The sequence below is a fragment of the Agromyces sp. Y575 genome, assembly GCF_059445445.1.
On sequence record NZ_JCAIUI010000001.1, the window covers coordinates 709,140 to 732,440 of the forward strand.

General features: G+C 67.4%; 21 protein-coding genes. 9 read left to right on the forward strand and 12 right to left on the reverse strand.

What is annotated here, in order from left to right; all coding sequences use genetic code 11:
• Positions 1 to 3: 3 nt before the first annotated feature.
• The 3 genes from AC1C2U_RS03440 to zapE form a co-directional block, all read right to left on the reverse strand.
• Positions 4 to 555: a type II toxin-antitoxin system PemK/MazF family toxin gene (locus tag AC1C2U_RS03440; protein ID WP_495360312.1), complete on the reverse strand. Its 552-nt coding sequence runs from the start codon at positions 553 to 555 to the stop codon at positions 4 to 6.
• Positions 556 to 618: 63 nt separating this feature from the next.
• Complete coding sequence (locus AC1C2U_RS03445) at positions 619 to 1,839, reverse strand: ammonium transporter (RefSeq protein WP_495360313.1); 1,221 nt, start codon at positions 1,837 to 1,839, stop codon at positions 619 to 621.
• Between the two features lie 295 nt (positions 1,840 to 2,134).
• Positions 2,135 to 3,190: a cell division protein ZapE gene (gene zapE, locus AC1C2U_RS03450; RefSeq protein WP_495360314.1), complete on the reverse strand. Its 1,056-nt coding sequence runs from the start codon at positions 3,188 to 3,190 to the stop codon at positions 2,135 to 2,137.
• A 141-nt stretch (positions 3,191 to 3,331) separates the two neighbouring features.
• Between zapE and AC1C2U_RS03455 the strand changes: the two genes are divergently transcribed.
• Both AC1C2U_RS03455 and AC1C2U_RS03460 read left to right on the forward strand, forming a co-directional pair.
• Complete coding sequence (locus tag AC1C2U_RS03455; RefSeq protein WP_495360315.1) at positions 3,332 to 4,231, forward strand: sulfurtransferase; 900 nt, start codon at positions 3,332 to 3,334, stop codon at positions 4,229 to 4,231.
• Between the two features lie 47 nt (positions 4,232 to 4,278).
• On the forward strand, positions 4,279 to 4,716 hold the full coding sequence (locus tag AC1C2U_RS03460; protein WP_495360316.1) for a SufE family protein: 438 nt from the start codon (positions 4,279 to 4,281) through the stop codon (positions 4,714 to 4,716).
• A gap of 48 nt (positions 4,717 to 4,764) precedes the next feature.
• On the opposite strand, the gene AC1C2U_RS03465 is transcribed toward AC1C2U_RS03460, so the two are convergent.
• Complete coding sequence (locus AC1C2U_RS03465; RefSeq protein WP_495360317.1) at positions 4,765 to 5,979, reverse strand: alpha/beta hydrolase family protein; 1,215 nt, start codon at positions 5,977 to 5,979, stop codon at positions 4,765 to 4,767.
• An 85-nt stretch (positions 5,980 to 6,064) separates the two neighbouring features.
• Between AC1C2U_RS03465 and AC1C2U_RS03470 the strand changes: the two genes are divergently transcribed.
• The 4 genes from AC1C2U_RS03470 (at position 6,065) to AC1C2U_RS03485 (ending at position 11,263) form a co-directional block, all read left to right on the forward strand.
• Entirely contained in the window at positions 6,065 to 6,652 is a 588-nt protein-coding gene (locus AC1C2U_RS03470) for a DUF3000 domain-containing protein (RefSeq protein ID WP_495360318.1), read from the forward strand.
• The gene (locus tag AC1C2U_RS03475; RefSeq protein ID WP_495360319.1) at positions 6,645 to 7,841 is read left to right on the forward strand and encodes an HRDC domain-containing protein; all 1,197 of its coding nucleotides are present in this window, start codon (positions 6,645 to 6,647) and stop codon (positions 7,839 to 7,841) included. Before AC1C2U_RS03470 ends, AC1C2U_RS03475 begins: the two co-directional genes overlap by 8 nt.
• A 75-nt stretch (positions 7,842 to 7,916) precedes the next feature.
• On the forward strand, positions 7,917 to 9,122 hold the full coding sequence (locus AC1C2U_RS03480) for a thiolase family protein (RefSeq protein ID WP_495360320.1): 1,206 nt from the start codon (positions 7,917 to 7,919) through the stop codon (positions 9,120 to 9,122).
• Positions 9,122 to 11,263, forward strand: coding sequence for a 3-hydroxyacyl-CoA dehydrogenase NAD-binding domain-containing protein (locus tag AC1C2U_RS03485; RefSeq protein ID WP_495360321.1), 2,142 nt, complete (start codon positions 9,122 to 9,124; stop codon positions 11,261 to 11,263). The genes AC1C2U_RS03480 and AC1C2U_RS03485 overlap by 1 nt, the downstream gene beginning before the upstream one ends.
• Positions 11,264 to 11,366: 103 nt before the next feature.
• On the opposite strand, the gene dxs is transcribed toward AC1C2U_RS03485, so the two are convergent.
• The 5 genes from dxs to dut form a co-directional block, all read right to left on the reverse strand.
• A complete protein-coding gene (gene dxs / locus AC1C2U_RS03490) occupies positions 11,367 to 13,316 on the reverse strand; it encodes a 1-deoxy-D-xylulose-5-phosphate synthase (RefSeq protein WP_495360322.1) in 1,950 nt (649 codons plus the stop codon).
• A gap of 129 nt (positions 13,317 to 13,445) precedes the next feature.
• Positions 13,446 to 16,256 carry an aconitate hydratase AcnA gene (gene acnA, locus AC1C2U_RS03495; RefSeq protein ID WP_495360323.1) on the reverse strand — a complete coding sequence of 937 codons (2,811 nt, stop codon included), beginning with the start codon at positions 16,254 to 16,256 and terminating at the stop codon, positions 13,446 to 13,448.
• Between the two features lie 156 nt (positions 16,257 to 16,412).
• Positions 16,413 to 17,201: a DUF3159 domain-containing protein gene (locus tag AC1C2U_RS03500; protein WP_495360833.1), complete on the reverse strand. Its 789-nt coding sequence runs from the start codon at positions 17,199 to 17,201 to the stop codon at positions 16,413 to 16,415.
• 5 nt (positions 17,202 to 17,206) lie between these two features.
• Complete coding sequence (locus AC1C2U_RS03505) at positions 17,207 to 17,827, reverse strand: DUF3710 domain-containing protein (protein ID WP_495360324.1); 621 nt, start codon at positions 17,825 to 17,827, stop codon at positions 17,207 to 17,209.
• Positions 17,824 to 18,282, reverse strand: a complete 459-nt coding sequence (gene dut, locus AC1C2U_RS03510; protein ID WP_495360325.1) for a dUTP diphosphatase — start codon at positions 18,280 to 18,282, stop codon at positions 17,824 to 17,826. Before dut ends, AC1C2U_RS03505 begins: the two co-directional genes overlap by 4 nt.
• Before the next feature lie 38 nt (positions 18,283 to 18,320).
• Here dut and AC1C2U_RS03515 point away from each other — a divergent pair, with 38 nt between their 5' ends.
• Positions 18,321 to 18,785: a DUF3093 domain-containing protein gene (locus tag AC1C2U_RS03515; RefSeq protein WP_495360326.1), complete on the forward strand. Its 465-nt coding sequence runs from the start codon at positions 18,321 to 18,323 to the stop codon at positions 18,783 to 18,785.
• On the opposite strand, the gene AC1C2U_RS03520 is transcribed toward AC1C2U_RS03515, so the two are convergent.
• Positions 18,782 to 19,075: a DUF4193 domain-containing protein gene (locus AC1C2U_RS03520; RefSeq protein WP_495353764.1), complete on the reverse strand. Its 294-nt coding sequence runs from the start codon at positions 19,073 to 19,075 to the stop codon at positions 18,782 to 18,784. The two genes, AC1C2U_RS03515 and AC1C2U_RS03520, sit on opposite strands and share 4 nt — an antisense overlap.
• 194 nt (positions 19,076 to 19,269) lie before the next feature.
• On the opposite strand from AC1C2U_RS03520, the gene sepH reads away from it, so the two are divergent.
• Both sepH and AC1C2U_RS03530 read left to right on the forward strand, forming a co-directional pair.
• Complete coding sequence (gene sepH, locus AC1C2U_RS03525) at positions 19,270 to 20,337, forward strand: septation protein SepH (protein WP_495360327.1); 1,068 nt, start codon at positions 19,270 to 19,272, stop codon at positions 20,335 to 20,337.
• 104 nt (positions 20,338 to 20,441) lie between these two features.
• Entirely contained in the window at positions 20,442 to 20,726 is a 285-nt protein-coding gene (locus AC1C2U_RS03530; RefSeq protein ID WP_495360328.1) for a DUF6504 family protein, read from the forward strand.
• A 52-nt stretch (positions 20,727 to 20,778) separates the two neighbouring features.
• Here AC1C2U_RS03530 and AC1C2U_RS03535 read toward each other — a convergent pair whose 3' ends face one another.
• Both AC1C2U_RS03535 and clpX read right to left on the reverse strand, forming a co-directional pair.
• Positions 20,779 to 21,957, reverse strand: coding sequence for a benzoate/H(+) symporter BenE family transporter (locus AC1C2U_RS03535; protein ID WP_495360834.1), 1,179 nt, complete (start codon positions 21,955 to 21,957; stop codon positions 20,779 to 20,781).
• Between the two features lie 24 nt (positions 21,958 to 21,981).
• On the reverse strand, positions 21,982 to 23,256 hold the full coding sequence (clpX, locus tag AC1C2U_RS03540) for an ATP-dependent Clp protease ATP-binding subunit ClpX (protein WP_495360329.1): 1,275 nt from the start codon (positions 23,254 to 23,256) through the stop codon (positions 21,982 to 21,984).
• Positions 23,257 to 23,301 lie beyond the last annotated feature (45 nt).

The following is a 23,301-nucleotide window of genomic DNA, read 5'->3' on the forward strand; positions in this document are numbered from 1 at the left end:
AGCTCAGCGCCAACCGTAACGCGCGTCGAGTGCGGCCGCCACGAGGCTGTAACGCGCCGCGTCGAGCGACGCCGCCTCGCGCCGCATGCCGCCCGCCCGCACCCGGAACACCCGGTCGATGCGCGCCCAGCTCGGGCGCCCCTCCGCGTCCCACGCGCCATCGCCGAGCGCGACGAAGTCGCGATCAGCGTCGTGCGCCTTGCTGGTCAGCTGTACGGCGAGGTAGTCACCTGCACCGGATGCCGCGATGATCACGACCGGCCGGTCCTTGCCACGCCCGTCGTTCTCCTCGTAGGGCACCCAGGTCCAGACGACCTCACCGGGATCGGGCGCACCGTCACGCGCCGGCGCATAGCCGAGCCTGACACCGCGCAGCTTCCGCGGATCCACCTCGACGGTGGCCGACGGCCCCGCCTGCCCCGCTTGCCCCGGCGAGAGCGTGTCGGTCGCGGTGGCCGCCCGCGACGGGGCATCCGATGACTGTGTCGACCCACTGCCGACGAGCGACCTGAAGACGCGGCTGAGGGCGGTGAGGAAGCGGCTGGTGTCTGACACACCGGCACACTACCCCACCGCCCTCGCGACCCGACGGGCCCGTTCACCGCGGGCCCGTCAGGATCAGACGTTCTCGAGCTTGTAGCCTTCCTCGCCGTGCACGACCGTGTCGATGCCCGCGATCTCGTCTTCGTTCTTCACGCGGAAGCCGATCGTCTTCTCGATCGCGAAGCCGAGAACGAACGCGACGATGAAGGAGTAGAGCATCACCGCGAGTGCGGCGATCGTCTGCACTGCGAGCTGGCCGAGGTCGCCGCCCGTGAAGAGGCCCGTCTCGATCGCGAAGAAGCCGAGGTAGAGCGTGCCGATGAGGCCGCCGACGAGGTGGATGCCCACGACGTCGAGCGAGTCGTCGAAGCCGAGCTTGAACTTCAGCTCGACCGCGAGGGCGCACACCGCACCCGCGACGGCGCCGAGGAGCAGGGCCCAACCGGGCTCGAGGTTGGCGCACGCCGGGGTGATCGCGACGAGACCGGCGACGGCACCGGAACCGGCGCCGACCGAGGTGGGCTTGCCGTCCTTGAACTTCTCGACGAGCATCCAGCCGATGATTGCGGCTGCGGTTGCGCCCAGGGTGTTCACGACGATGAGTCCGACGTTGGCGAGGCCGTTCAGCCACTCGGCGCCGGCGTTGAATCCGAACCAGCCGAACCAGAGGATTGCAGCGCCGAGGAGCACGAGCGGCACGTTGTGCGGCTTGTCAATGCCCTTCTGGAATCCGACGCGCTTGCCGAGAACGAGCGCGAGGGCCAGAGCCGCGGCACCCGCATTGATGTGCACGGCGGTACCGCCGGCGTAGTCGATGACGCTGGGCAGGCCGAGCGTCTCGCCGAGGTTCAGGATCCAGCCGCCACCCCACACCCAGGCCGCGACCGGGAAGTAGACGAGCGTCGCCCAGATGCCGGCGAAGATCATCCAGGAGCCGAACTTCGCGCGGTCGGCGATGGCGCCGGAGATGAGAGCGACCGTGATGATCGCGAAGGTGGCACCGTATGCGACACCGATGAGGTCGGTGTTCGCCGACTCACCCGTCGCGAGTGCACCGAGCCCGAAGTCCGAGAACGGGTTGCCCGCGAAGTCCCAGACGCCGCCCACGGCGCTCATGTTGAAGCCGTACAGCAGCCAGAGCACGCTGACGAGCCCGAGTGCGCCGAAGCTCATCATCATCATGCTGACGACGCTTTTGGCCTTGACGAGGCCGCCGTAGAAGAAGGCGACACCCGGCGTCATGAACAGCACGAGCGCTGTGGCCGTGATGGCCCACGCAATGCTTCCCGTATCCATTGGATTTCCTCACACCTCGGTGAATCTGCAGGGGACATACCGCGAGGGTGACAGGGCGTCGGTCTCGGGTACTGCGATCAGAGTGGTGCGGTGAGGTTTCGGCGACGCTGCACGGTTCGTTTCGCGTCGGTTACGAACGAGCGCCCTGTGTAACGAGCATGTTTCCGGATGCCGCGAGGCCGCCGACAGATCGGCGGACACGGGGTGCCGCGGTTGCGGGTGACACGATCGATGCGACATCCGCTCGGCGGCCGTCGAGCGACGGGCCAGACCAGCGGATGCCGCGGAGCGCGCGTCAGTCGTGCGGCGGCAGTTCGCCCGTCGTGAGCGCGATCATGCGCGACATGGCCCGCAGGTACTTCTTGCGGTAGCCGCCGGCCATCATGTCGGAGGCGAAGACCTCGTCGAGCGGCAGACCGCTCGCGATGATCGGCACCTCGGCGTCGTAGACGCGGTCGATGAACGCGACGAGTCGCAGCGCAGCATTCTGGTCGGTGAGCTCGTGCACGCCCTCGAGCGCGATGAACTCGAGTCCGGCGACGAGCTTGACGTACTTCGAGGGGTGCACGGTCGCCAGATGCTCGACGAGTTCGTCGAAGCCGTCGAGCGAGACGCGATGGCCGCGAGCTGCGAGCGCAGCCGCCGTGCGAGCGACGTCGGCGTCGCCCGCGAGCGACTCGGCATGCCCCTCGGTATCGCGGCGCCGATAGTCGAGGCCGTCGATGCGCAGCGTCTCGAAGTTCGACGAGAGTGCGTGGATCTCACGGAGGAAGTCGGATGCGGCGAACCGCCCTTCGCCGAGCGCATTCGGCGGGGTGTTCGAGGTCGCGGCGACGCGGGTGCCACCGGCCATGAGTTCGCCGAGGAACCGGGTCATCAGCATCGTGTCGCCCGGGTCGTCGAGCTCGAATTCGTCGATGCAGACGAGTTTCGCGCCACGCAGCAGCTCGACCGCCGGCTGGTAGCCGAGAGCGCCGACGAGGGCCGTGTACTCGATGAAGGTGCCGAAGTACTTCGGGCCGTGCGCAACGTGCCACAGCGCGGCCAGCAGGTGCGTCTTGCCGACGCCGAACCCGCCGTCGAGATAGACACCTGGCAGCTCGATGCGCGCAGGACGCTTGCGAGAGAAGAACCCGCCCGGACGCTGGGCCGCGCGCCAAGCACCTGCGAACTCCTTCAACCGATCGAGCGCGGCCTGCTGCGAGGGGAAGTCGGGGTCGGGACGATACGACTCGAACGATGCGTGCTCGAACTGCGGCGGCGGTGAGAGCTCCGAGGCGATCTCTGCGCCCGAGATCGATGGGCTCCGCTCGATGAGACGGATGAGGGCATGGCTCGATGCCGTGGTCATGCTGGAGGAGCTCCCGTATTGCATCGGATGACGGGTGTACTGACTTCACCCCGTGCGCCGCGTAGATTCGTGGTGGACAGGTGATCAGCCTAGTCCGCTCCCCCGCACACCCCGCCCGACCGGGCTCCCCAGGAGGCTCCCATGCCCGCCGAATTCGACTCCGCAGCGAAGCTCGCCGAGTACGCCCACCCCGAGCGTCTCGTCACCACGGAATGGCTCGCCGAACACCTCGGTGAGCCCGGCCTCGTCGTCGTCGAATCCGACGAAGACGTGCTCCTCTACGAGATGGGGCACATTCCCGGCGCGGTGAAGATCGACTGGCACACCGACCTGAACGACCCCGTGGTGCGCGACTACATCGACGGCGAGCAGTTCGCTGCGCTCCTCGGTTCGAAGGGCATCGCCCGCGATACCACGGTCGTGATCTACGGCGACAAGAACAACTGGTGGGCCGCGTACGCGCTCTGGGTCTTCACGCTCTTCGGTCATGAAGACGTGCGCCTCCTCGACGGCGGTCGCGACCTCTGGATCGCCGAGGGTCGCGAGATCACGACGCATGCTCCCGAGGTCACACCCGTCGAGTACCCCGTGGTCGAGCGCGACGACAGCTCCGTGCGCGCCTACAAGGACGACGTGCTCGCCCACCTCGGCAACCCGCTCGTCGACGTTCGCTCGCCCGAGGAGTACAGCGGCGAGCGCACGACCGCACCGGCCTACCCCGAAGAAGGCGCTCTTCGCGCCGGACACATCCCCACCGCGGCCTCCGTGCCCTGGGCTCGTGCTGCGGCCGCCGACGGCACCTTCAAGCCCCGTGAAGACCTCGACGCCATCTACCGCGGCGAGGTCGGCCTGGAAGACGGCGACGACATCATCGCCTATTGCCGCATCGGCGAGCGTTCGAGCCACACGTGGTTCGTGCTGAACCACCTCCTCGGCTTCGAGAAGGTGCGCAACTACGACGGTTCATGGACCGAGTGGGGCAGCGCCGTGCGGGTTCCGATCGTGACCGGCGAGGCGCGCGGCGAGCTCCCCGCACGCTGAGACGGCTGGCGGGCGGGGTCGCCGGCCACCATGGGAGAATGGAACCGATGGAAGCGCCGACCCTGCCTGCACGACTCGCCGAGACCCGAGACGATTTCCTCGCACTCGAGGTGCGCGATCGTCTGCAACTGCTGCTCGAATTCTCGAACGAGCTGCCCGAACTGCCCGCGCGATACGCAGACCACCCCGATCTCTTCGAGCGGGTCGAAGAGTGCCAGTCGCCGGTGTTCATCTTCATCGAGGTCGATGACGGCCGGGTGCACCTCTACGCGACGGCACCGGCGGAATCCCCCACCACGCGCGGGTTCGCCTCGATCCTCGCGCAGGGCCTCGACGGGCTCACTGTGCAGGAGGTCTTCGACGTTCCCGCCGACTACCCGCAGTCGCTCGGCCTCGCTGCGGCCGTCTCACCGCTCCGGGTTCGCGGCATGACCGGCATGCTCGCCCGCACCAAGCGGCAGCTGCGCGATCGCATCGCCGCCTGACCGGCGATCGGAACGTTCAACGCCGGCGGTCGGCGCTGCCGGGCGCGGTCAGCCCGCGATCTGCGCCTCGTCGCCGAGTCGAGCGACGCTCTCACCGCGTCGGGTGAGCCAGTCGTGCACGAGTCCCGTCCATCGTTCGGGATCGTGATTCCAGAGCTTCGTGTGCCGCGCACCCTCGAACTCCTCGAACTCGATGAGGTCAGGCCTGGCCGCGGCGAAGCGGCGTGATCCGTCGATCGGCACGAAGCCGTCGTCGACACTGTGCATCAGCAGCATCGGCACGTCGAACTCGTCGGCCCGAGCGATGGGATCGAGCTCCTCGACGTCGATCGGCGCCGCGATGCCGGTGAGCCCGGCCCCGAGCGGCCCACCGAGCACCCGCACCACGAGGTCGCCGAGTTCGGGCGGGAGGCCCTGCAACCGGCCCTGGAATCGGAGGATGTCTGTCCAGTCGATCGCGGGTGAGTCGAGCATGACGCCAACGAGGTGTTCGCGCACCTCCGCAGAGCGCAATACCGCTTGGAGCGTGATCGCGCCGCCCATCGACCAGCCCATGAGCACGATCTGCTCGGCGCCGTGCTCGACTGCGAATCGTGTCGCAGCGACCACGTCGACCCACTCGGTGCCGCCGAGCCCGTACTTGCGGTCTTCACTCTCGGGCGCCTCGCTGTCGTTGCGATAGGAGATGAGCAACGAGTTCCAGCCGGCGGCACGCACCGGCGGCACGGCGCGGAGACCCTCTGGTCGTTTCGACCCTCGGCCGTGCACCTGGATCACCCAGCGCGCCGATGCATCCGCAGCCCTGATGAGCCATGCCGGGGCCGGGCCCAGCTCCGTCTCGATCGCCACGTTCTCGTACGGCGCATCGAATTCCCACGGGCCGAGGTGGTACCACCCGTTGATGCGGCCGCGTCTCGCCCGGGCGAGTCGGCCGAAATCGACGGATTCGATGCCGCGACGCACCTCGCGTTCACCGTCGTCGATGACGTCGCCGAGTCGGGCGTGCCCCGCGTCGTGATCGAACCAGAGCCCGTACCGGCCCCGCATGCGGGTCTCGTCGGAGCCGACGAGCGTGATCTCGCCCGCCGCGAGGTCGACGCGGGCGATGCGCACGTCTTCTTCGTGCTTTTCGGGCGGAGTGACGACCTTCCGTGCGAAGTACACGGCCAGGGCGGCGGTCGCCGCGCCGATCGTCACCGCGATGAGCCCCACGGCGGCAGCCGCGATCCCGATTGCAGAACTCGTACCGTGCGTTCGACGCATCCGTTCCTCCCGAACCAGCCACCGTGTGCAGAGTGATGCGGCGTGCCGCCGACGTCCCCCGCACCCGAGACTCTAGTCTGCACACGTGCCCGACTCCGTGCCTCCGCTTCCTCCCGAGTTCGAGGCCGCGCTCGACTCGTTGCGTGCGGCCGCTCCGCGGTCCGAGCTGCGCGTCACCGAAATCCCGGCGCCGGGCTCGCTCGCACCGAACTCGGTGGCCCTCTCGGCCGACGTCACGCCGAGTCGTCACGACGATTCCGAACTCGGCACCGGACGATTCGTGCTTCTGCACGACCCGAGCGAACCGGAGGCTTGGGGCGGCCGGTTCCGGATCGTCTGCTTCGCGCAGGCACCGCTCGAGACCGACATCGGCCTCGACCCATTTCTCGCGGATGTCGCGTGGTCGTGGTTGGTCGACGCTCTCGACGCACGTGGCGCCCGTTACATCGCGGCGTCGGGCACGGCGACGAAGATCCTCTCCACCGGATTCGGTGAGCTGGCCCGGCAGGGCGACGGCGCCCAGATCGAGTTGCGCGCCTCATGGACGCCCCTCGACTCGACCATCGGCCCGCATGTGGAAGGCTGGGGAGAGTTGTTGTGCATGCTCGCAGGACTCCCACCCCGATCGGAAGGGGTGACCGCACTGCCACGTCGGAGGACGAACCGTGGATGAATTCCGGGTGATCGACACCCCCGCCGCCTACGATGAGGCGGTGCGGCGGCTCCTCGGCGGTGAGGGTCCCATCGCCGTCGATGCCGAGCGTGCCAGCGGATTCCGATACTCCCAGCGTGCGTACCTGATCCAGATGTTCCGGCGCGGTGCGGGCACCTTCCTCTTCGATCCGCCGCAGATTCCCGACTTCTCCGAACTCCAGGCCGGCATTCGCAGCGAAGAGTGGGTGCTGCACGCAGCCAGTCAAGATCTCGCCTGCCTGCGCGAGGTCGGGCTCGATCCCGACCGCATCTTCGACACCGAGCTCGCCGCGCGGTTGCTCGGCATGCCGCGCGTCGGCTTGGCGTCGGTGGTGGAAGAGCTCCTCGACATCCGTCTCGCCAAGGAGCATTCGGCATCCGACTGGTCCACTCGGCCCCTGCCGCAATCGTGGCTGAAGTACGCGGCCCTCGATGTCGAGCTCCTCGTCGATGTTCGCGAACGCCTCGGCGTCGCTCTTATCGACGCCGGCAAAGCGGAGTTGGCCGACGAGGAGTTCGGTGCAGTGCTGCACCGTGCGGCCAAGCCGCCGGCTGCCGAGCCATGGCGCCGTCTCTCCGGCATCCACGCGATGCGCGGGCCCCGAAACCTCGCGGTGGCCCGCGAGCTCTGGCTTTCACGCGACGAACTCGCGACCGAGACCGACGTCGCACCCGGTCGTCTGGTTCCGGATGCCTCGCTCCTCGCGGTGGCGCGCTCGTTGCCGTCGACCCGGCGTGCGCTCGCCGACCTGCGCGAGTTCAACGGTCGTGCGAGCCGCACCGAACTCGATCGTTGGTGGGGCGCTGTAGAGCGCGGCTTGGCCACCACCGATCTGCCGGCCGTGCGGGTTCCCAGCGATGCGCCTCCCCCGCCGCGCGCATGGGCGGCGCGCAATCCCGAAGCCGATGCCCGTTTGCGAATCGCGAAGGTGGCCGTCGCCGAGATCGCGGAGCAGATCGACATGCCGATCGAGAACCTGTTGACGCCCGACCATCTGCGCCGGGTTGCATGGACTCCGCCCTCCGAACCGACCGCCGAGGCGATCCGCGACGCGCTGCTCGCACTCGGCGCGCGCCACTGGCAAGTTGCGGCAACCTCACAGATAATCGCCGATGCATTTGTAGAGGCAGCACAATCGGTCGAGGACGCCACCTCCGACGCTTCGTAGGTTCCGTCAAGCGATTCAGCGGCACCGCAGCGGCGTTCGTAGGATCGAAGCAACTGATCGAAAGTGAGCTGCAGCGTGGCTGATCAAGCTGAAGTCGTGTTCGTCGACGGGGTCCGCACCCCGTTCGGCAAGGCCGGCGACAAGGGCATGTACTGGAACACCCGAGCCGACGACCTCGTCGTGAAGGCGATCGTCGGACTCCTCGAACGAAACCCGAACGTCCCGAAAGACCGCATCGACGATGTCGCCATCGCCGCGACGACGCAGACCGGAGACCAGGGACTCACCCTCGGACGAACGGCGGCGATCCTCGCCGGCCTCCCGAAGACGGTCCCGGGCTTCTCGATCGACCGCATGTGCGCGGGCGCCATGACGGCCGCCGCGATGATGTCCGGCTCGATCGGCTTCGGCATGTACGACATTGCGATCGCCGGCGGTGTGGAGCACATGGGCCACCACCCGATGGGCTCAGGCGTCGACCCGAACCCGCGCTTCCTCAGCGAGAAGCTCGTCGGCGAAGACGCCCTCGTCATGGGCGCGACCGCCGAGCGCATCCACGACCGGTTCCCGCAGCTCACGAAGGAGCGCAGCGACCGCTACGCCCTCGCCAGCCAGCAGAAGACGGCCGCGGCCTACGCTGCGGGCAAGATCCAGCAAGACCTCATCCCGGTCGCGATCCGCACCGAAGCGGGCTGGGGACTCGCCACTCGCGACGAGGTCATGCGCCCCGAGACCACCCTCGAAGGCCTTGCCGCGCTGAAGACTCCGTTCCGCCCGCACGGCCGCATCACTGCCGGCAACGCTTCCGGGCTGAACGATGGCGCGACCGCGGCGATCCTGGCCTCCGGTACCACCGCCAAAGAGCTCGGCCTCTCGCCGAAGATGAAGCTCGTCAGCTACGCCTTCGTCGGCGTCGATCCCGAGATCATGGGAATCGGCCCGATCCCAGCGACCGAGAAGGCACTCCGCAAGGCGGGGCTCTCGATCGACGACATCGGCCTCTTCGAGATGAACGAGGCGTTCGCGGTGCAGGTGCTCTCCTTCCTCGACCACTACGGCATCGCCGACGACGACCCCCGCGTGAACCCGTGGGGCGGTGCGATCGCGGTCGGCCACCCGCTCGCCTCCTCCGGGGTGCGCCTCATGAACCAGCTCGCGAGCCAGTTCGCCGAGCGGCCCGACGTGCGCTACGGCATCACGAGCATGTGCGTCGGCCTCGGCCAGGGCGGCACGATGGTCTGGGAGAACCCGAACTACGACAAGAAGGCGAAGAAGGCCTGATGACCGACTACACGAAGATCGACTTCGGTTCGCTGGTGGCCCTCGCGGGCGACGATGAGGTCGTCACGCACTCGTACGTGCGCGACATCCCTCTGGCTTCGGGCAAGACGCTCGCACTCATCACTCTCGACAACGGACGCGACCACACGCGCCCGAACACACTCGGTGCGGCGACACTGCTCGAGTATGCGAAGACGCTCGATGAGCTGAAGGCGCGCGCCGCCGCCCGTGAGATAGACGCGGTCGCCGTCACGGGCAAGCCGTTCATCCTCGCTGCCGGCGCCGACCTCTCGAAGGTCGCCGAGATCCCCGACAAGGAGACCGCGAAGAAGTTCGTGCAGCTCGGCCACTTCGCGCTCGCGAAGATCGGCGAGGTCGGCGTGCCGTCATTCGTGTTCTACAACGGCCTCGCACTCGGCGGGGGCCTCGAGATCGGGTTGCATGCCGACTACCGCACGGTGGATGCCTCGGCACCGGCCCTCGCGCTGCCCGAGGTCTTCCTGGGCCTGATCCCCGGCTGGGGCGGCGCGACGATCCTGCCGAACCTCATCGGCATCGAGAACGCTCTCAAGGTCGTCATCGAGAACCCGCTGAAACAGAACCGCACACTCAAGGGCCAGGATGCATACGACCTCGGCATCGCCGACGCGATCTTCCCGTCGGTGAGCTACCTCGAGGACTCCATTCGCTGGGCCGACGACGTCATCTCCGGACGGGTCAAGGTCAAGCGGTCGAACGAACCCGGCAAGGTGGAACGCCTCGTCAAGTGGGATGCGGCTATCGGCATCGCCACCAAGATGCTGAAGAGCCGCATCGGTGCGATTCCGCAGTCGCCGTACGCCGCGCTCGACCTGATGAAGGCAGCGAAGAGCGGCACGCGTGCCGAGGGATTCCAGCGTGAAGACGAGGTGCTCGCCGATCTCATCGCGGGCGACCAGCTTCACGCGTCCATCTACGCCTTCAACCTCGTGCAGAAGCGGGCCAAGCGCCCGGCGGGCGCACCCGACAAGGCGCTCGCGAAGAAGGTCACCAAGGTCGGCGTGCTCGGCGCCGGGTACATGGCGAGCCAGCTCGCCCTGCTCTTCGTGCGCCGCCTGCGGGTGCCGGTGGTCATCACCGACATCGACCAGGCACGCGTCGACAAGGGTGTGGCCAACATCGCGGAGGAGATCGACAAGCTTCTCGAGAAAGGTCGCATCTCCCCCGATGAGGCGAACCGGTTGAAGGCCCTCGTCACGGGCACGGCCGACAAGGCCGACTTCGCCGACTGCGACTGGGTCATCGAGGCCGTCTTCGAGGAGCTCGAGATCAAGCAGAACGTCTTCGCCGAGGTGGAGCAGTTCATCTCGCCCGAGGCTGTGCTCGCCACGAACACCTCCTCGCTGTCAGTCGAGCAGATCGGCGCGAAGCTTGCACACCCCGAGCGCCTGGTGGGCTTCCACTTCTTCACTCCGGTCGCGGTCATGCCGCTGATCGAGGTCGTGAAGACGCCGCACACCGATGAGGCGACGCTGTCGACCGCCATGGTGACCGCAAAGAATCTGCGCAAGAACGCCGTCATCACGGCCGACACACCCGGATTCGTCGTCAACCGTCTGCTCGCGGTGCTGCTCGGTGAGGCGATGCGCGCCGTCGACGAGGGCACCTCGTTCCAGACCGTCGACGAGGCGATCGCACCACTCGGCCTGCCCATGGCCCCGTCGGCGCTGCTCGACCTCGTCGGGCTCAAGGTCGGCGCGCACGTGCTCGACACGCACCACGCCGCGTTCCCCGACCGGTTCTACCGCAGCGAGAACCTCCACAAGCTCGCCGACTACGGCACGCTGCTCGACAAAGACGACAAGGGCAAGGTCAAGGGCTTCGACAAAGGTGCCCTGAAAATCGTCGCCGGCGGCAAGAACCCGCGTTCGGCGGCCGACATCCTCGTCGCACTGCAAGACGGGCTCGCCCGCGAGGTGCGCCTCATGCTCGACGATGGCGTGGTCGCGGCCGCTGAAGACATCGACCTGTGCATGATCCTCGGCGCGGGCTTCCCGTTCCAAATGGGCGGCCTGACGCCGTACCTCGATCGGGTCGGCGCGTCCGAACGGGTCTTCGGCGACACCTTCCATCACCCGACGATCACGGGTGTCGGAGCGTAACGTCCGGCTCGAGACGAACGGCCCTCGGCTTCACGCCGAGGGCCGTTCGCCGTACCGATAGTGCCGCGCCCCGAGGCATCCGATTCGCGGCCTCGACGCCGAGTCAGACGCGCGGCTGCGGTCTCGTGTCGGTCGGGACGTCTGCATCGACCCCGGCACCGCGCGCGTGCGGCAGCTTCGAACCGAGCACCATCGCGGTGACGTCTCGGGCAATGTGCTGGGGGGTCAGGCCGACCCGTTCGAGGATGTCGGCGCGCGAACCGTGATCGAGGAACTCGTCGGGCAATCCGAGCTCGGTCACCGCGGTGTCGACACCGGCCTCGCGCAGGTCTTGCCTGATGCGGGTGCCGATGCCGCCCACACGGATGCCGTCTTCGATGCTCACGACGATGCGATGCTCGGCGGCGAGATCGATGACGCTGCGGGGCACCGGAACGACCCAGCGCGGATCGACGACGGTCGCCCCGATGCCCTGCGCCTCGAGGCGCTCGGCCACTTGGAGGCCGGTGCCGGCCATCGGCCCGACCGTGACGATGAGCACGTCCTTGCGGTCGGACTCGATGAGGACGTCGACCCCATCGGCCGTGCGGCGAACGGCATCGAAGTCGCCACCGACCGTGCCCTTCGGGAAGCGGATCACGGTGGGAGCGTCGTCGACGACGACGGCCTCACCCAACTCCTCGACCAGTCGCACCGAGTCTCGCGGCGCGGCGATGCGGATGCCGGGAACCACCTGCAGGATCGACAGATCCCAGACCCCGTGGTGGCTCGGCCCGTCGGGGCCGGTCACTCCTGCCCGGTCGAGCACGAACGTGACACCGGCCTTGTGCAACGCGACATCCATCAGCACCTGGTCGAATGCGCGATTGATGAAAGTCGCATAGACGGCGACGACGGGGTGGAGTCCGCCGAACGCGAGACCCGCCGCGGCGGTGGCCGCATGCTGTTCGGCGATGCCGACATCGAAGACCCGGTTCGGGAACCGCTCGGCCATGCGGTGCAGGCCGGTGGGACGGAGCATTGCGGCGGTGATGCCGACGAGACGCTCGTTGCTCTCAGCGAGATGCACCATCTCATCGGCGAAGACGCCCGTCCACGACGGGGCCGAGGCGGTCTCGAGGGACTCGCCCGTCTCGGGGTCGATCTGACCGACGGCGTGGAACTGGTCGGCGGCGTCCCGCAACGCAGGCTCGTACCCGCGGCCCTTTTCGGTGATGGCGTGCACGATCACCGGCGCGCCGTAGTCTTTCGCCTGGCGCAGCGCCGCCTCCATGGCACGCTCGTCGTGGCCATCGATGGGGCCGATGTACTTGATGTCGAGGTTGGAGTACAGCGCCTCATTTCCGGTGAACCGGCTGAGGAAGCCATGCAGCCCGCCTCGCACACCCCGGTAGAGCGCACGCGCCGGCGCGCCCATGTTGTCGAAGGCGCGGCGACTCGAGAGGTGCAGGTTGCGGTATGTCTGCTTCGTGCGAACGGTGTTCAGGAACCGCGCCATGCCTCCGATCGTCGGCGCGTAGGAGCGGCCGTTGTCGTTGACGACGACGACGAGCTTTCGCGTGTTGTCGTCGGAGATGTTGTTCAGCGCCTCCCACGTCATGCCGCCCGTGAGTGCGCCGTCGCCGACGACGGCGACGACGTGTCGATCGGTCTGTCCGGTCATCTCGAACGCCTTGGAGATGCCATCCGCCCACGACAGTGAGCTGGAGGCGTGCGAGCTCTCGACGATGTCGTGTTGGGACTCGGACCGTTGCGGGTAACCCGCGAGCCCGCCGGTCTGGCGGATGGTCGAGAGATCTCTGCGCCCGGTCAAGAGCTTGTGGACGTACGACTGATGCCCGGTGTCGAAGACGACCGCGTCGCGCGGCGACTCGAAGACCCGATGGATTGCGATCGTGAGTTCGACGACGCCGAGGTTCGGTCCAAGGTGCCCGCCGGTCTTGGAGACCGACTCGACGAGATACTCGCGGACCTCGCGCGCGAGCTGATCGAGCTGTTCGGAACTCAGTGCATCCAGATCACGAGGTCCCGAAATCGTCTCGAGCAGGGTCATGCAAATGCCTCCGGAGAATCGCGGGCGCTGCCGCTGGACGGAACGAGTCTACGCCGGGCTCTCTGAGAAGCCGGGCAGGGAACGGGGCGATCGGCGAAAAGCCGACCGCCCCGTTCCTCGCGAAATCGCTCAGACGAGCGAGCGCAGCACGTACTGCAGGATGCCACCGTTGCGGTAGTAGTCGGCTTCACCCGGTGTGTCGATGCGCACGACCGCGTCGAATTCGACCGTCTGCTTTCCGGCCGGGGAGTGCTCGGTCGGATCGGCGACGACCCGCACCGTCTTCGGCGTCGTGCCCTCGTTCAGCTGCTCGATGCCCGTGATCGAAACGACCTCCGTGCCGTCGAGCCCGAGCGATGCCCAGCTCTCCCCTGCGGGGAACTGGAGCGGCACGACACCCATGCCGATGAGGTTCGAGCGGTGGATGCGCTCGAAGCTCTCGGTGATGACCGCCTTCACGCCGAGGAGGCTCGTACCCTTGGCCGCCCAGTCGCGCGACGAACCCGAGCCGTACTCCTTGCCGCCGAAGATGACGAGGGGGGTGTCCTGCGCCTGGTAGTTCTGGCTCGCGTCGTAGATGAACGACTGCGGGGCGTCGGCCTGCGTGAAGTCACGCGTGTAGCCGCCCTCGACATCGTCGAGGAGCTGGTTCTTCAGGCGGATGTTGGCGAAGGTGCCGCGAATCATGATCTCGTGGTTGCCGCGACGCGAGCCGTAGGAGTTGAAGTCCTTGCGGTCGACGCCGTGCTCGGTCAGGTACCGGCCAGCGGGGCTGTCGGCCTTGATCGAACCGGCGGGGCTGATGTGGTCGGTCGTGACCGAGTCACCGAGCTTGGCGAGCACACGCGCGCCGACGATGTCGGTGACGGGCGTGGTCTCCATGGTCATGCCGTCGAAGTACGGAGGCTTGCGCACATAGGTCGACTCGGCATCCCACTCGAAGGTGGCGCCCGTGGGCGTCTCGAGGTTGCGCCAGCGCTCGTCGCCCTCGAACACGCTCGCGTACTGGTGCGTGAACATCTCGGTGTTGATCGAGGTGTCGATCGTGTGCTGCACCTCGGCCGCGTCGGGCCAGATGTCTTTCAGGAACACGTCGTTGCCGTCGGTGTCGGCGCCGAGCGCGTCGACCTCGAAGTCGAAGTTCATCGACCCGGCGAGGGCGTACGCGATGACGAGCGGCGGGCTCGCGAGGTAGTTCATCTTCACGTCGGGGTTGATGCGCCCCTCGAAGTTGCGGTTGCCCGAGAGCACCGCGGTGACCGCGAGGTCCTGCTCGTTGACCGCGGTCGAGATCTCGTCGATCAGCGGGCCCGAGTTGCCGATGCAGGTCGTGCAGCCGTAGCCGACGGTGTAGAAGCCGAGGTCTTCGAGGTAGCTCGTGAGACCGGCCTTCTCGTAGTAGTCGGTGACGACCTTCGAGCCCGGCGCGAGGGTGGTCTTCACCCACGGCTTGGCCTTCAGGCCCTTCTTCGCCGCATTGCGGGCGAGGAGGCCCGCGGCGAGCATCACCGAGGGGTTCGAGGTGTTCGTGCACGAGGTGATCGCCGCGATGGCGACGGCGCCGTGATCGAGCGTGAACTGCTGGCCGTCTTCGAGCCGCACCGACGTCGGGTTCGACGCGGTCGCAGGCGCGTGGCTGCGGTGGTGGTGCTCGTGGTGGCTGTGCTCGTCTTCGGGAGTGTTGCCGGGCGGGTCGGAGGCCGGGAAGGACTCGGCGCCCTCGAGATCGACGAGATCGTGGTCGACCCGAGCGTAGCTCAGCAGGTCTCTCTCGAACGCGCTCTTCGAATCGGTGAGCTCGATGCGGTCTTGCGGGCGCTTCGGGCCGGCGATCGAGGGCACGACCGTCGAGAGGTCGAGCTCAATGTACTCGCTGAAGGCCGGCTCGCTGTCGGCGTCGTGCCAGAGCTTCTGCACCTTGGAGTACGCCTCGACGAGCGCGATCTGCTCGGCGCTGCGGCCGGTCAGCCGCAGGTAGTCGAGGGTGACGTCGTCGATGGGGAACATCGCGGCCGTCGAGCCGAACTCGGGGCTCATGTTGCCGATGGTGGCGCGGTTGGCGAGCGGCACGGATGCCACGCCCGAGCCGAAGAACTCGACGAACTTGCCGACCACGCCGTGCTTGCGGAGCATGTCGGTGATCGTCAGCACGACGTCGGTCGCGGTCACACCCGTGGGGATCGCGCCGGAGAGCTTGAAGCCGACGACCTTGGGGATGAGCATCGACACGGGCTGGCCCAGCATGGCCGCCTCGGCCTCGATGCCGCCGACGCCCCAGCCGAGCACGCCGAGGCCGTTGACCATCGTGGTGTGCGAGTCAGTGCCGACGCAGGTGTCGGGGTAGGCGCGCAGCACACCGTCGACCACGCGCGTGAAGGTGACCTTCGCGAGGTGCTCGATGTTGACCTGGTGCACGATGCCGGTGCCCGGAGGCACGACCTTGAAGTCGTCGAACGCCGTCTGGCCCCAGCGGAGGAACTGGTACCGCTCGCCGTTGCGCTCGTACTCGATCTCGACGTTGCGCTCGAGTGCGTTCTCGGTGCCGAAGAGGTCGGCGATCACCGAGTGGTCGATGACCATCTCGGCGGGCGCGAGCGGGTTGATCTTGTTGGGGTCGCCGCCGAGGCCGACGACCGCCTCGCGCATCGTGGCGAGGTCGACGATGCAGGGAACACCGGTGAAGTCCTGCATGACCACACGGGCCGGCGTGAATTGGATCTCGGTGTCAGGCTCGGCCGTCGGCACCCACGACCCGAGGGCCTCGATCTGCTCCCTGGTGACGTTCTTGCCGTCTTCGGTGCGCAGCAGGTTCTCGAGCAGCACCTTGAGACTGAACGGCAGCGTCTCATGACCCGGCACGCTGTCGAGTCGGAAGATCTCGTAGGACTCATCACCGACGCGGAGCGTGTCCTTCGCCCCGAAACTGTTCACTGCAGACACGATGTCCTCTCCTTCGTGGATGCCGCCGAACATGCGGGCGACGCTCCATCTTCTCCGTCAGACATGGGGCTGTTCCAGCAAGGGTAACCTAAGCCACTCGCCCGCCGACAGGCCTCGCACGGTGTGCGGATTTATCTTGACGTCGAGATAACTCTATCACTCGGCAGAGCGAGCCGAAGACGGGTAGATCGCCCGCACGACGAGCCAGGAGAAGACCAGCACGAGCGCGTAGAGCGGCACACCCATGAGGAGGCGGGTGGCGCCGAGCGCCTCGACGTTGTCGACGAGGTAGAACGGCAACTGCACGGCCAGGCGTGCGACGAACAGCCCGATCCAGACGAGTGTGAGAACCTGCGCCGCCCGGTACTTGCGCTTGTCCTGCTTCCAGGCGACACCGTCGCCCATGAGAAACCCCACGATGAGGCCGATCGCCGGCCAACGAACGAGCAGCGACACGATCAGCGCGAGCGCGTACCCCGCATTCGTGAAGAACCCCAGCACGTAGTTGTCGCGCGCATTGCCCGACCAGAGGGCGAGCGCCGCCGAGGCGAGCACACCGATGAGCCCGGCGATCGCCTGGGTCGGCTGCCCCTTGGTGGCGAGGCGCACGATCGTGAACACCACGGCGAGGCCGACGGATGCCGCGAGCGCGGGCACGAGCGCAACCTGCGCGTCTTGCCCGGCGAAGCTCGTGAGCGCGCTGTAGACCACCAGGAACACGAGCCCGGGCAGGAGGGCCTCGAGGATGCCGCGAACGCCGCCGACCGCGGTCAGCAGGTCGCGGCCGCTCAGCTTCTCGTCACGGGCGAGCGCGCCGAGGCCGCTCTTCTCGGCGGCGGCTGCGAACTGCCTTCCGAACTCGCCGCCCTCTGCGGGCTGCCCCTCGGACGCGGCATCCGTTCGGCCGCTCTCATCGGGACGCGACGGCCCAGACGCATCCGTCATCTCGGTCACGCCGTGGGTGCGCCTGCGGAGGACGCGGGCATACGCAGCGGAATCAGGTCGCGCGGCGGCATCGGCGTGGTGCCGCGCACCACGACGATCGAACGGAAGAGGTCTTCGACCTTGGCAGCCGCAGTCGGGTCGACTGCTGCTTCGCCGGCGATCACGCCGCGCAGGAACCATCGGGGTCCGTCGACCCCGATGAAGCGCGCGAGTCGCATCTGACCCTGCTGTCCCTCGCCCGCGGCGACGGGGATCTGGGCGAGCAGTTCGGGCCCGAAGGTGCCCTCGCGCACGTTCGTCGTGCCGCCCTGGCGGGCGATCTGGTCGGCGATCTGCGCGCGGATCTCGTGCCAGAGGCCACTCGAACGCGGCGCGGCGAACGGCTGCACCTGCAGCGTCGAGTTCGCGTAGTCGAGCCCGATGGCGACGACCCGCTTGGTGCCCTCTTCGACCTCGAGGCGAAGGTGGAGCCCCTCACGCGGCAGCACCTTCACGCCGCCCAGATCGACATAGGGGCGAACCGGGTTCGCCTCGGCCTCATCGAAGGGGCCCGCGCTCGCGCGGTCTTCGGGGGCCGACTTTGGCTGGTCGGCGGATACCTCGCCGAGATTCTCGATGTCGCTCACGCGTTCACTCCTGACTTGTGCGCCCCGGTGCCTGTGGAGCCGAATCCGCCCTCGCCGCGCACGCTGCCGGGCAGTCGCTCGACCTCGACGAACCGCGCACGGAGTACGGGCATCACAACGAGCTGGGCTATACGGTCGCCGGCCTCGATCGTGTACGGCTCGGTCGCGTCGGTGTTCAGCAGGGCGACCTTGATCTCGCCGCGGTAGCCCGCATCGACGGTGCCCGGCGCATTGACGATCGTGATGCCGTGCTTGAAGGCCAGGCCCGAGCGAGGCACGACGAAGGCGACGTACCCGTCGGGCAATGCGATCGAGACGCCTGTGCCGACGGTGGCACGCTCTCCGGGATCGAGCACGACCGACTCGGCGGCATGGAGATCGGCGCCCGCGTCGCCCGGATGGGCGTATGACGGAACGTGCTCGGCCGTGATCAGCACATCGATGGAATCGGTCACTGTTCGAGGGTAGTGCAGAAGTCTGGTCGAATAGAGCCATGCCCGACTACCGCGAAAGACTCTGGCCGACGCCGTGGATCTACCTCGCCTCACTGTTCTTCATCCCCGCGAGCATCCTCGTGCTTGCGCCGGTTTCGCTGCCCGCGGGCATCGCGACCGGGATCATCCTCTACGGCGCGGTGGTCGCCTCGCTCAGCTTGACGGCGCCAGTCATCGAGGTCGCTGACGGTCGACTCAGTGCGGGTCGTGCGTCGATCCCGCTCGCCGACACCGGAACGGCGGTGGGGGCGACGGATGCCGCTGCGCGCGTCGAACGCGGAACGGGCCTCGACGCCCGCGCCTTCCTCGTGATCCGGGGCTGGGTGCAGCCGGTGGTGCGTGTTCCCGTCACCGATGCGTCCGACCCCACGCCGTACTGGCTGATCTCGACACGTCATCCGAAAGAACTGGCCGCCGCGATCAATGGATCACGACGGCCTGAGCGTTCTGAGTCGGGCGTCTAGGACGCGCACTCCAAGCAGATCGGCCCGAGCTTCGTCTCGTGGTCGATCTGTGAACGGTGCTTCACGAGGAAGCAGTTCACACAGGTGAACTCGTCAGCTTGCGGTGGAAGCACCACGACGTCGAGTTCGACGTCGGAGAGATCGGCACCAGCGAGGTCGAACCCACCGGGGTTATCGGCGTCTTCGACATCCACTACGCCCGACATCTTGTCGGGGACGCGCTCCTTGAGGGCCTCGATCGACTCAGAGTCGTCTTCGGTCTTCCTCGGTGCGTCGTAATCCGTTGCCATTCCCATCCATTTCCTCATCGCCGAAGATTCGGCGGCCATAGTCTGCATCAAATCGGTTGCGTTAGCAAACCCCTTGTGTGGGTTTTCTCAGGTGCTTCGTGCTCAACTTCCGCCGCGCCCGAGGTATTCCCACGAGCACACATCTCGACGTGGCATCCTTGGGCGGAGACGAAGGCACGGAAGGGCTTGTCGCGATGCAGGAACTCAAGGTAATCGGAGTCGAGAACGGCGCGTTGCTCGCCGCGTCCGACGATGGCGCGCGCTTCCGGATCGAGATCGACGAAGTACTGCAATCTCGCATCCGGCAGGCGCAACCCGAGCAGCACACCGGGCCCAAACCTTCGCCGCGCGAAGTGCAGTCCCACATCAGGTCGGGCATGTCGGCCGAAGAGGTCGCCCAGGTCACCGGCGCATCCCTCGACTACATCCGCCGCTTCGAAGGCCCGGTGCTCGCCGAGCGCGAACACATGGTCACCTCGGCGCTCGCGGTGCCCGTGCACGTCTCGATCGAGGTCGATCCAGCCGACGAGCCGCCGTCGTTCGGCGGAGTCATCCGCGACCGACTCGCCCAGCTCAGCGCCCATGGTGAACGCTGGGCGAGCTGGAAAGACGAAGAGCGCGGCTGGATCATCAAGCTCGAGTTCACCGCCGAGACGATCGACCACGACGCGCGCTGGAGCTTCGAACCTCGCAAGCAGTCGTTGCAGCCGCTGAACTCCGAGGCGATCACGCTCTCGCAGCAGGGTGAGATGAAGGGCGGGCTGATCCCGCGCCTGCGTGCCGTCGCTCCCGATTCCGACGAATCCCGTTTCGACAGCGGCGCCTTCACCTTCGAAGAGCCCGAGCACGGCGACTTCGACACGGCCCCTCACCTCGAGCCTCTCCCGTACTCGCGGTCGCCTCAGACGTCGAGTCCTGCGGCATCGCGCGCGGCGATCAAGCGGGCGGATGAACCGAAGCAGACGCTCGGCGAGACAGCAGACCTGCTCGAGGCGCTCCGGCGACGGCGCGGCGAGCGAGAGGCTGCCGGCAACGGGCAAGAGCAACCGCCGACTCCCACTCCGGCGGTACTTCAGGAAGCAGCGCCTGCCCCCGAGCAACCGGTCGAAGAGAAACCCGGCACGGCCGCTCGAAGCATTTGGGGAGGTAAGGCCTCCACCAGCCCGGCTGGCACGCGAGGCGTCTCCAAGAAGGGGCGTGCTTCGATGCCGAGCTGGGATGAGATCGTCTTCGGCGCGCGCACCGACGACGATCTCGCCTGACCGCCTACTGACCTGAGGAACGCCGCCGTGCAAGTGCACGGCGGCGTTTGTGCGCTCGGGCGCGGTGCTACCATCGAACATACATTCGATTCGGTGAGGTGCCCATGTCGCTCGTTCACGAGTTCGTCGAGGTATTGACGAACGACGACGGCCGCCCCGAGCGACTCGTGTGGCGCTCCCGTCGCTTCCGCGTGACCGACACGCCGACGACGCTCGTGGGCCCGTGCGACTGGTGGTCACCCGTCGCGGCACACGATGTCTCACCGGGTAGACCGCCGCTGCAGATCGCGGGCTGGCGTTTCCAGGCCAGTGCCGACGACGGCGAGACCCACGTCTTCGACGTACGCCGCCAGGAGCGCCGCTGGGAGCTCGTGCGCATCTTCGATTGAGCACCCGCTGTCACAGCCGTTTTCAGGGCGTCAGGAGTCTTCACCGCGCCGTTCAGCGCGCTTCGCTGGCCTTCGCGTTCCTGTCGCGACTGCGCGGACGCAACCAGAGCATGAGGATGCCGCCCACCACGAGCCCCCAGAACGCCGAGCCGATCCCGGCGACCGCGACTCCCGACGCGGTCACGAGGAAGGTGCCGATCGCGGTGATGCGCTGCCCCGGATCTTCGAGTGCCCCCGTGACGGAGGTGACCAGAGCGCCGAGCAGCGCGAGCCCGGCAACCGCCGTGATGATGACCGGCGGTGAGGCCTGCACCACAGCGGCAGCCAGCCCCGCCCCTGCGCCGAGCACGAGATAGACGACCCCCGAGGTGAGCGTGGCGACCCAGCGGCGCCCCGCATCGGGATTCGACTCGGGGCTCGCCATGATCGCCGCGGTGATAGCTGCGAGGTTGATGGCGTGTCCGCCGGCGAAAGCTGCAGCCACCGATGCGACGCCCGACGTCACGAGCACGGGCCGAGGCGCCAGGCGATAGCCGAACGTCGACATCACCGCGAACCCCGGCACGTTCTGGCCGGCCATCGTCACGATGAAGAGCGGCAACCCGAGACTCACGATGACGAACGGGTCGAAGACCGGTGCGACGAACTCGAGCTGCGGCCCGACGGCATCACTGCCGAGCACAGCCGGACCCGCGATCATCGCGATGCCGATCACCGCCACGAGCATCGCTGCCGGAACGGCCCAGCGAGGCGCGAGGCGGGCGAGCAGCAGCCAGACGAGCACCATCGGAATCGCGATCGCCGGCTGTTCGACGGCCGCGAAGACGGGCGCGACGCAGATCGGAAAGAGGATGCCGGCGAGCATCGCGCTCGCGATCGGCTTCGGGATGCTCGTGATCGCACGCCCGAGCGCGGGCCACAAGCCCGAGAGCACGATGAGCACACCGCAGACGATGAACGCGCCGATCGCCGCCGCGAACTGCTGGGTGGTGGCGGCCGCCGCGACGAGCAATGCCGCACCGGGTGTCGACCAGGCGAACGAGACAGGCATCCGGGTGATGATCGGTAGGAGGACGCACGTGACGCCGGTCGCGATGCACAGTGCGAACAAGCCTGAAGCCGACTGCGTCTCGCTCGCGCCGACGGCGAGGAGTCCCGCGATCACCAGGGCGAACGAGCTCGCGAACCCGGTGATGGCCGCGATGACGCCCGCGACGACGGTATGGAAGATGGCCGGTGCTCGCTCGAACGAGTTCTACGCCGACTTCTCAGCGCGACGCGGCTTGTGCTGCACGATCGTGGGGGCTGCGTTGTCGAGCACAGCGGCCTTGGTGACGACGACTCGGGCGACACCCGTCGAAGAGGGCACCTCGAACATGATCGGTCCGAGCACTTCCTCCATGATCGCGCGGAGGCCGCGCGCACCGGTCTGTCGAAGCACTGCGAGGTCGGCGATCGCCTGCAACGCCTCCTCTTCGAAGTCGAGTTCGACGCCGTCGAGCTCGAACATGCGCTGGTACTGGCGCACGAGCGCGTTCTTCGGCACGGTGAGGATCTCCATGAGCGCCTCGCTGTCGAGGGGCGTCACGGTCGCCACGACCGGCAGCCGGCCGATGAACTCTGGAATCAGGCCGAACTTGTGGAGGTCTTCGGGCAGCACCTCACTGAAGATGTCGGCTTCGTCTTCTTTGTTGTGCAGCGGGGCACCGAATCCGATGCCGCGCTTGCCTGCGCGCGAGGAGATGATGTCTTCGAGCCCGGCGAATGCGCCGGCCACGATGAAGAGCACGTTCGTCGTGTCGATCTGGATGAACTCCTGGTGCGGGTGCTTGCGCCCGCCCTGCGGCGGCACCGATGCGACGGTGCCCTCGAGGATCTTCAGGAGCGCCTGCTGCACGCCCTCACCCGAGACATCCCTCGTGATCGACGGGTTCTCGGCCTTTCGCGCGATCTTGTCGACCTCGTCGATGTAGATGATGCCGGTCTCGGCGCGCTTCACATCGAAGTCGGCGGCCTGGATCAGCTTGAGGAGGATGTTCTCGACGTCTTCACCGACATACCCCGCCTCGGTGAGGGCTGTGGCGTCGGCCACGGCGAACGGCACGTTCAGCTGCTTGGCCAAGGTCTGCGCGAGGTACGTCTTGCCGCAGCCCGTGGGGCCGATCAGCAGGATGTTGGACTTCGCGAGCTCCACATCGTCGCGCGCGTCTGCCGAAGTGAGCGTCGTGCGCGCGCGAACGCGCTTGTAGTGGTTGTAGACCGCGACGGCGAGCGCCTTCTTGGCAGCCTCTTGACCGATCACGTACTCTTCGAGGAATCCGAAGATCTCTTTCGGCTTCGGCAGCTCGAACTCGCCTGCCTCGGTCTCGCCGGCCTCGGCGAGCCGCTCCTCGATGATCTCGTTGCAGAGTTCCACGCACTCGTCGCAGATGTAGACGCCGGGTCCGGCGATGAGCTGCTGCACCTGCTTCTGGCTCTTTCCGCAGAAGGAACACTTGAGCAGGTCGGCGCTCTCTCCGATGCGTGCCATCGAAACCCTCCCTGTCAACGAGTCTGTTCCGAGCCTAGCCCGAGA

Bases quoted from the DNA above. Each gene is read 5' to 3' on its own strand.
- AC1C2U_RS03530 (WP_495360328.1), top strand. From the start codon at position 20,442: ATGTCGCTCGTTCACGAGTTCGTCGAGGTATTGACGAACGACGACGGC.
- AC1C2U_RS03500 (WP_495360833.1), bottom strand. From the start codon at position 17,201: ATGACGGATGCGTCTGGGCCGTCGCGTCCCGATGAGAGCGGCCGAACG.
- dxs (WP_495360322.1), bottom strand. From the start codon at position 13,316: ATGACCCTGCTCGAGACGATTTCGGGACCTCGTGATCTGGATGCACTG.
- AC1C2U_RS03445 (WP_495360313.1), bottom strand. From the start codon at position 1,839: ATGGATACGGGAAGCATTGCGTGGGCCATCACGGCCACAGCGCTCGTG.
- AC1C2U_RS03485 (WP_495360321.1), top strand. From the start codon at position 9,122: ATGACCGACTACACGAAGATCGACTTCGGTTCGCTGGTGGCCCTCGCG.
- AC1C2U_RS03520 (WP_495353764.1), bottom strand. From the start codon at position 19,075: ATGGCAACGGATTACGACGCACCGAGGAAGACCGAAGACGACTCTGAG.
- sepH (WP_495360327.1), top strand. From the start codon at position 19,270: ATGCAGGAACTCAAGGTAATCGGAGTCGAGAACGGCGCGTTGCTCGCC.
- AC1C2U_RS03455 (WP_495360315.1), top strand. From the start codon at position 3,332: ATGCCCGCCGAATTCGACTCCGCAGCGAAGCTCGCCGAGTACGCCCAC.
- zapE (WP_495360314.1), bottom strand. From the start codon at position 3,190: ATGACCACGGCATCGAGCCATGCCCTCATCCGTCTCATCGAGCGGAGC.
- AC1C2U_RS03460 (WP_495360316.1), top strand. From the start codon at position 4,279: ATGGAAGCGCCGACCCTGCCTGCACGACTCGCCGAGACCCGAGACGAT.
- AC1C2U_RS03465 (WP_495360317.1), bottom strand. From the start codon at position 5,979: ATGCGTCGAACGCACGGTACGAGTTCTGCAATCGGGATCGCGGCTGCC.
- AC1C2U_RS03515 (WP_495360326.1), top strand. From the start codon at position 18,321: ATGCCCGACTACCGCGAAAGACTCTGGCCGACGCCGTGGATCTACCTC.
- clpX (WP_495360329.1), bottom strand. From the start codon at position 23,256: ATGGCACGCATCGGAGAGAGCGCCGACCTGCTCAAGTGTTCCTTCTGC.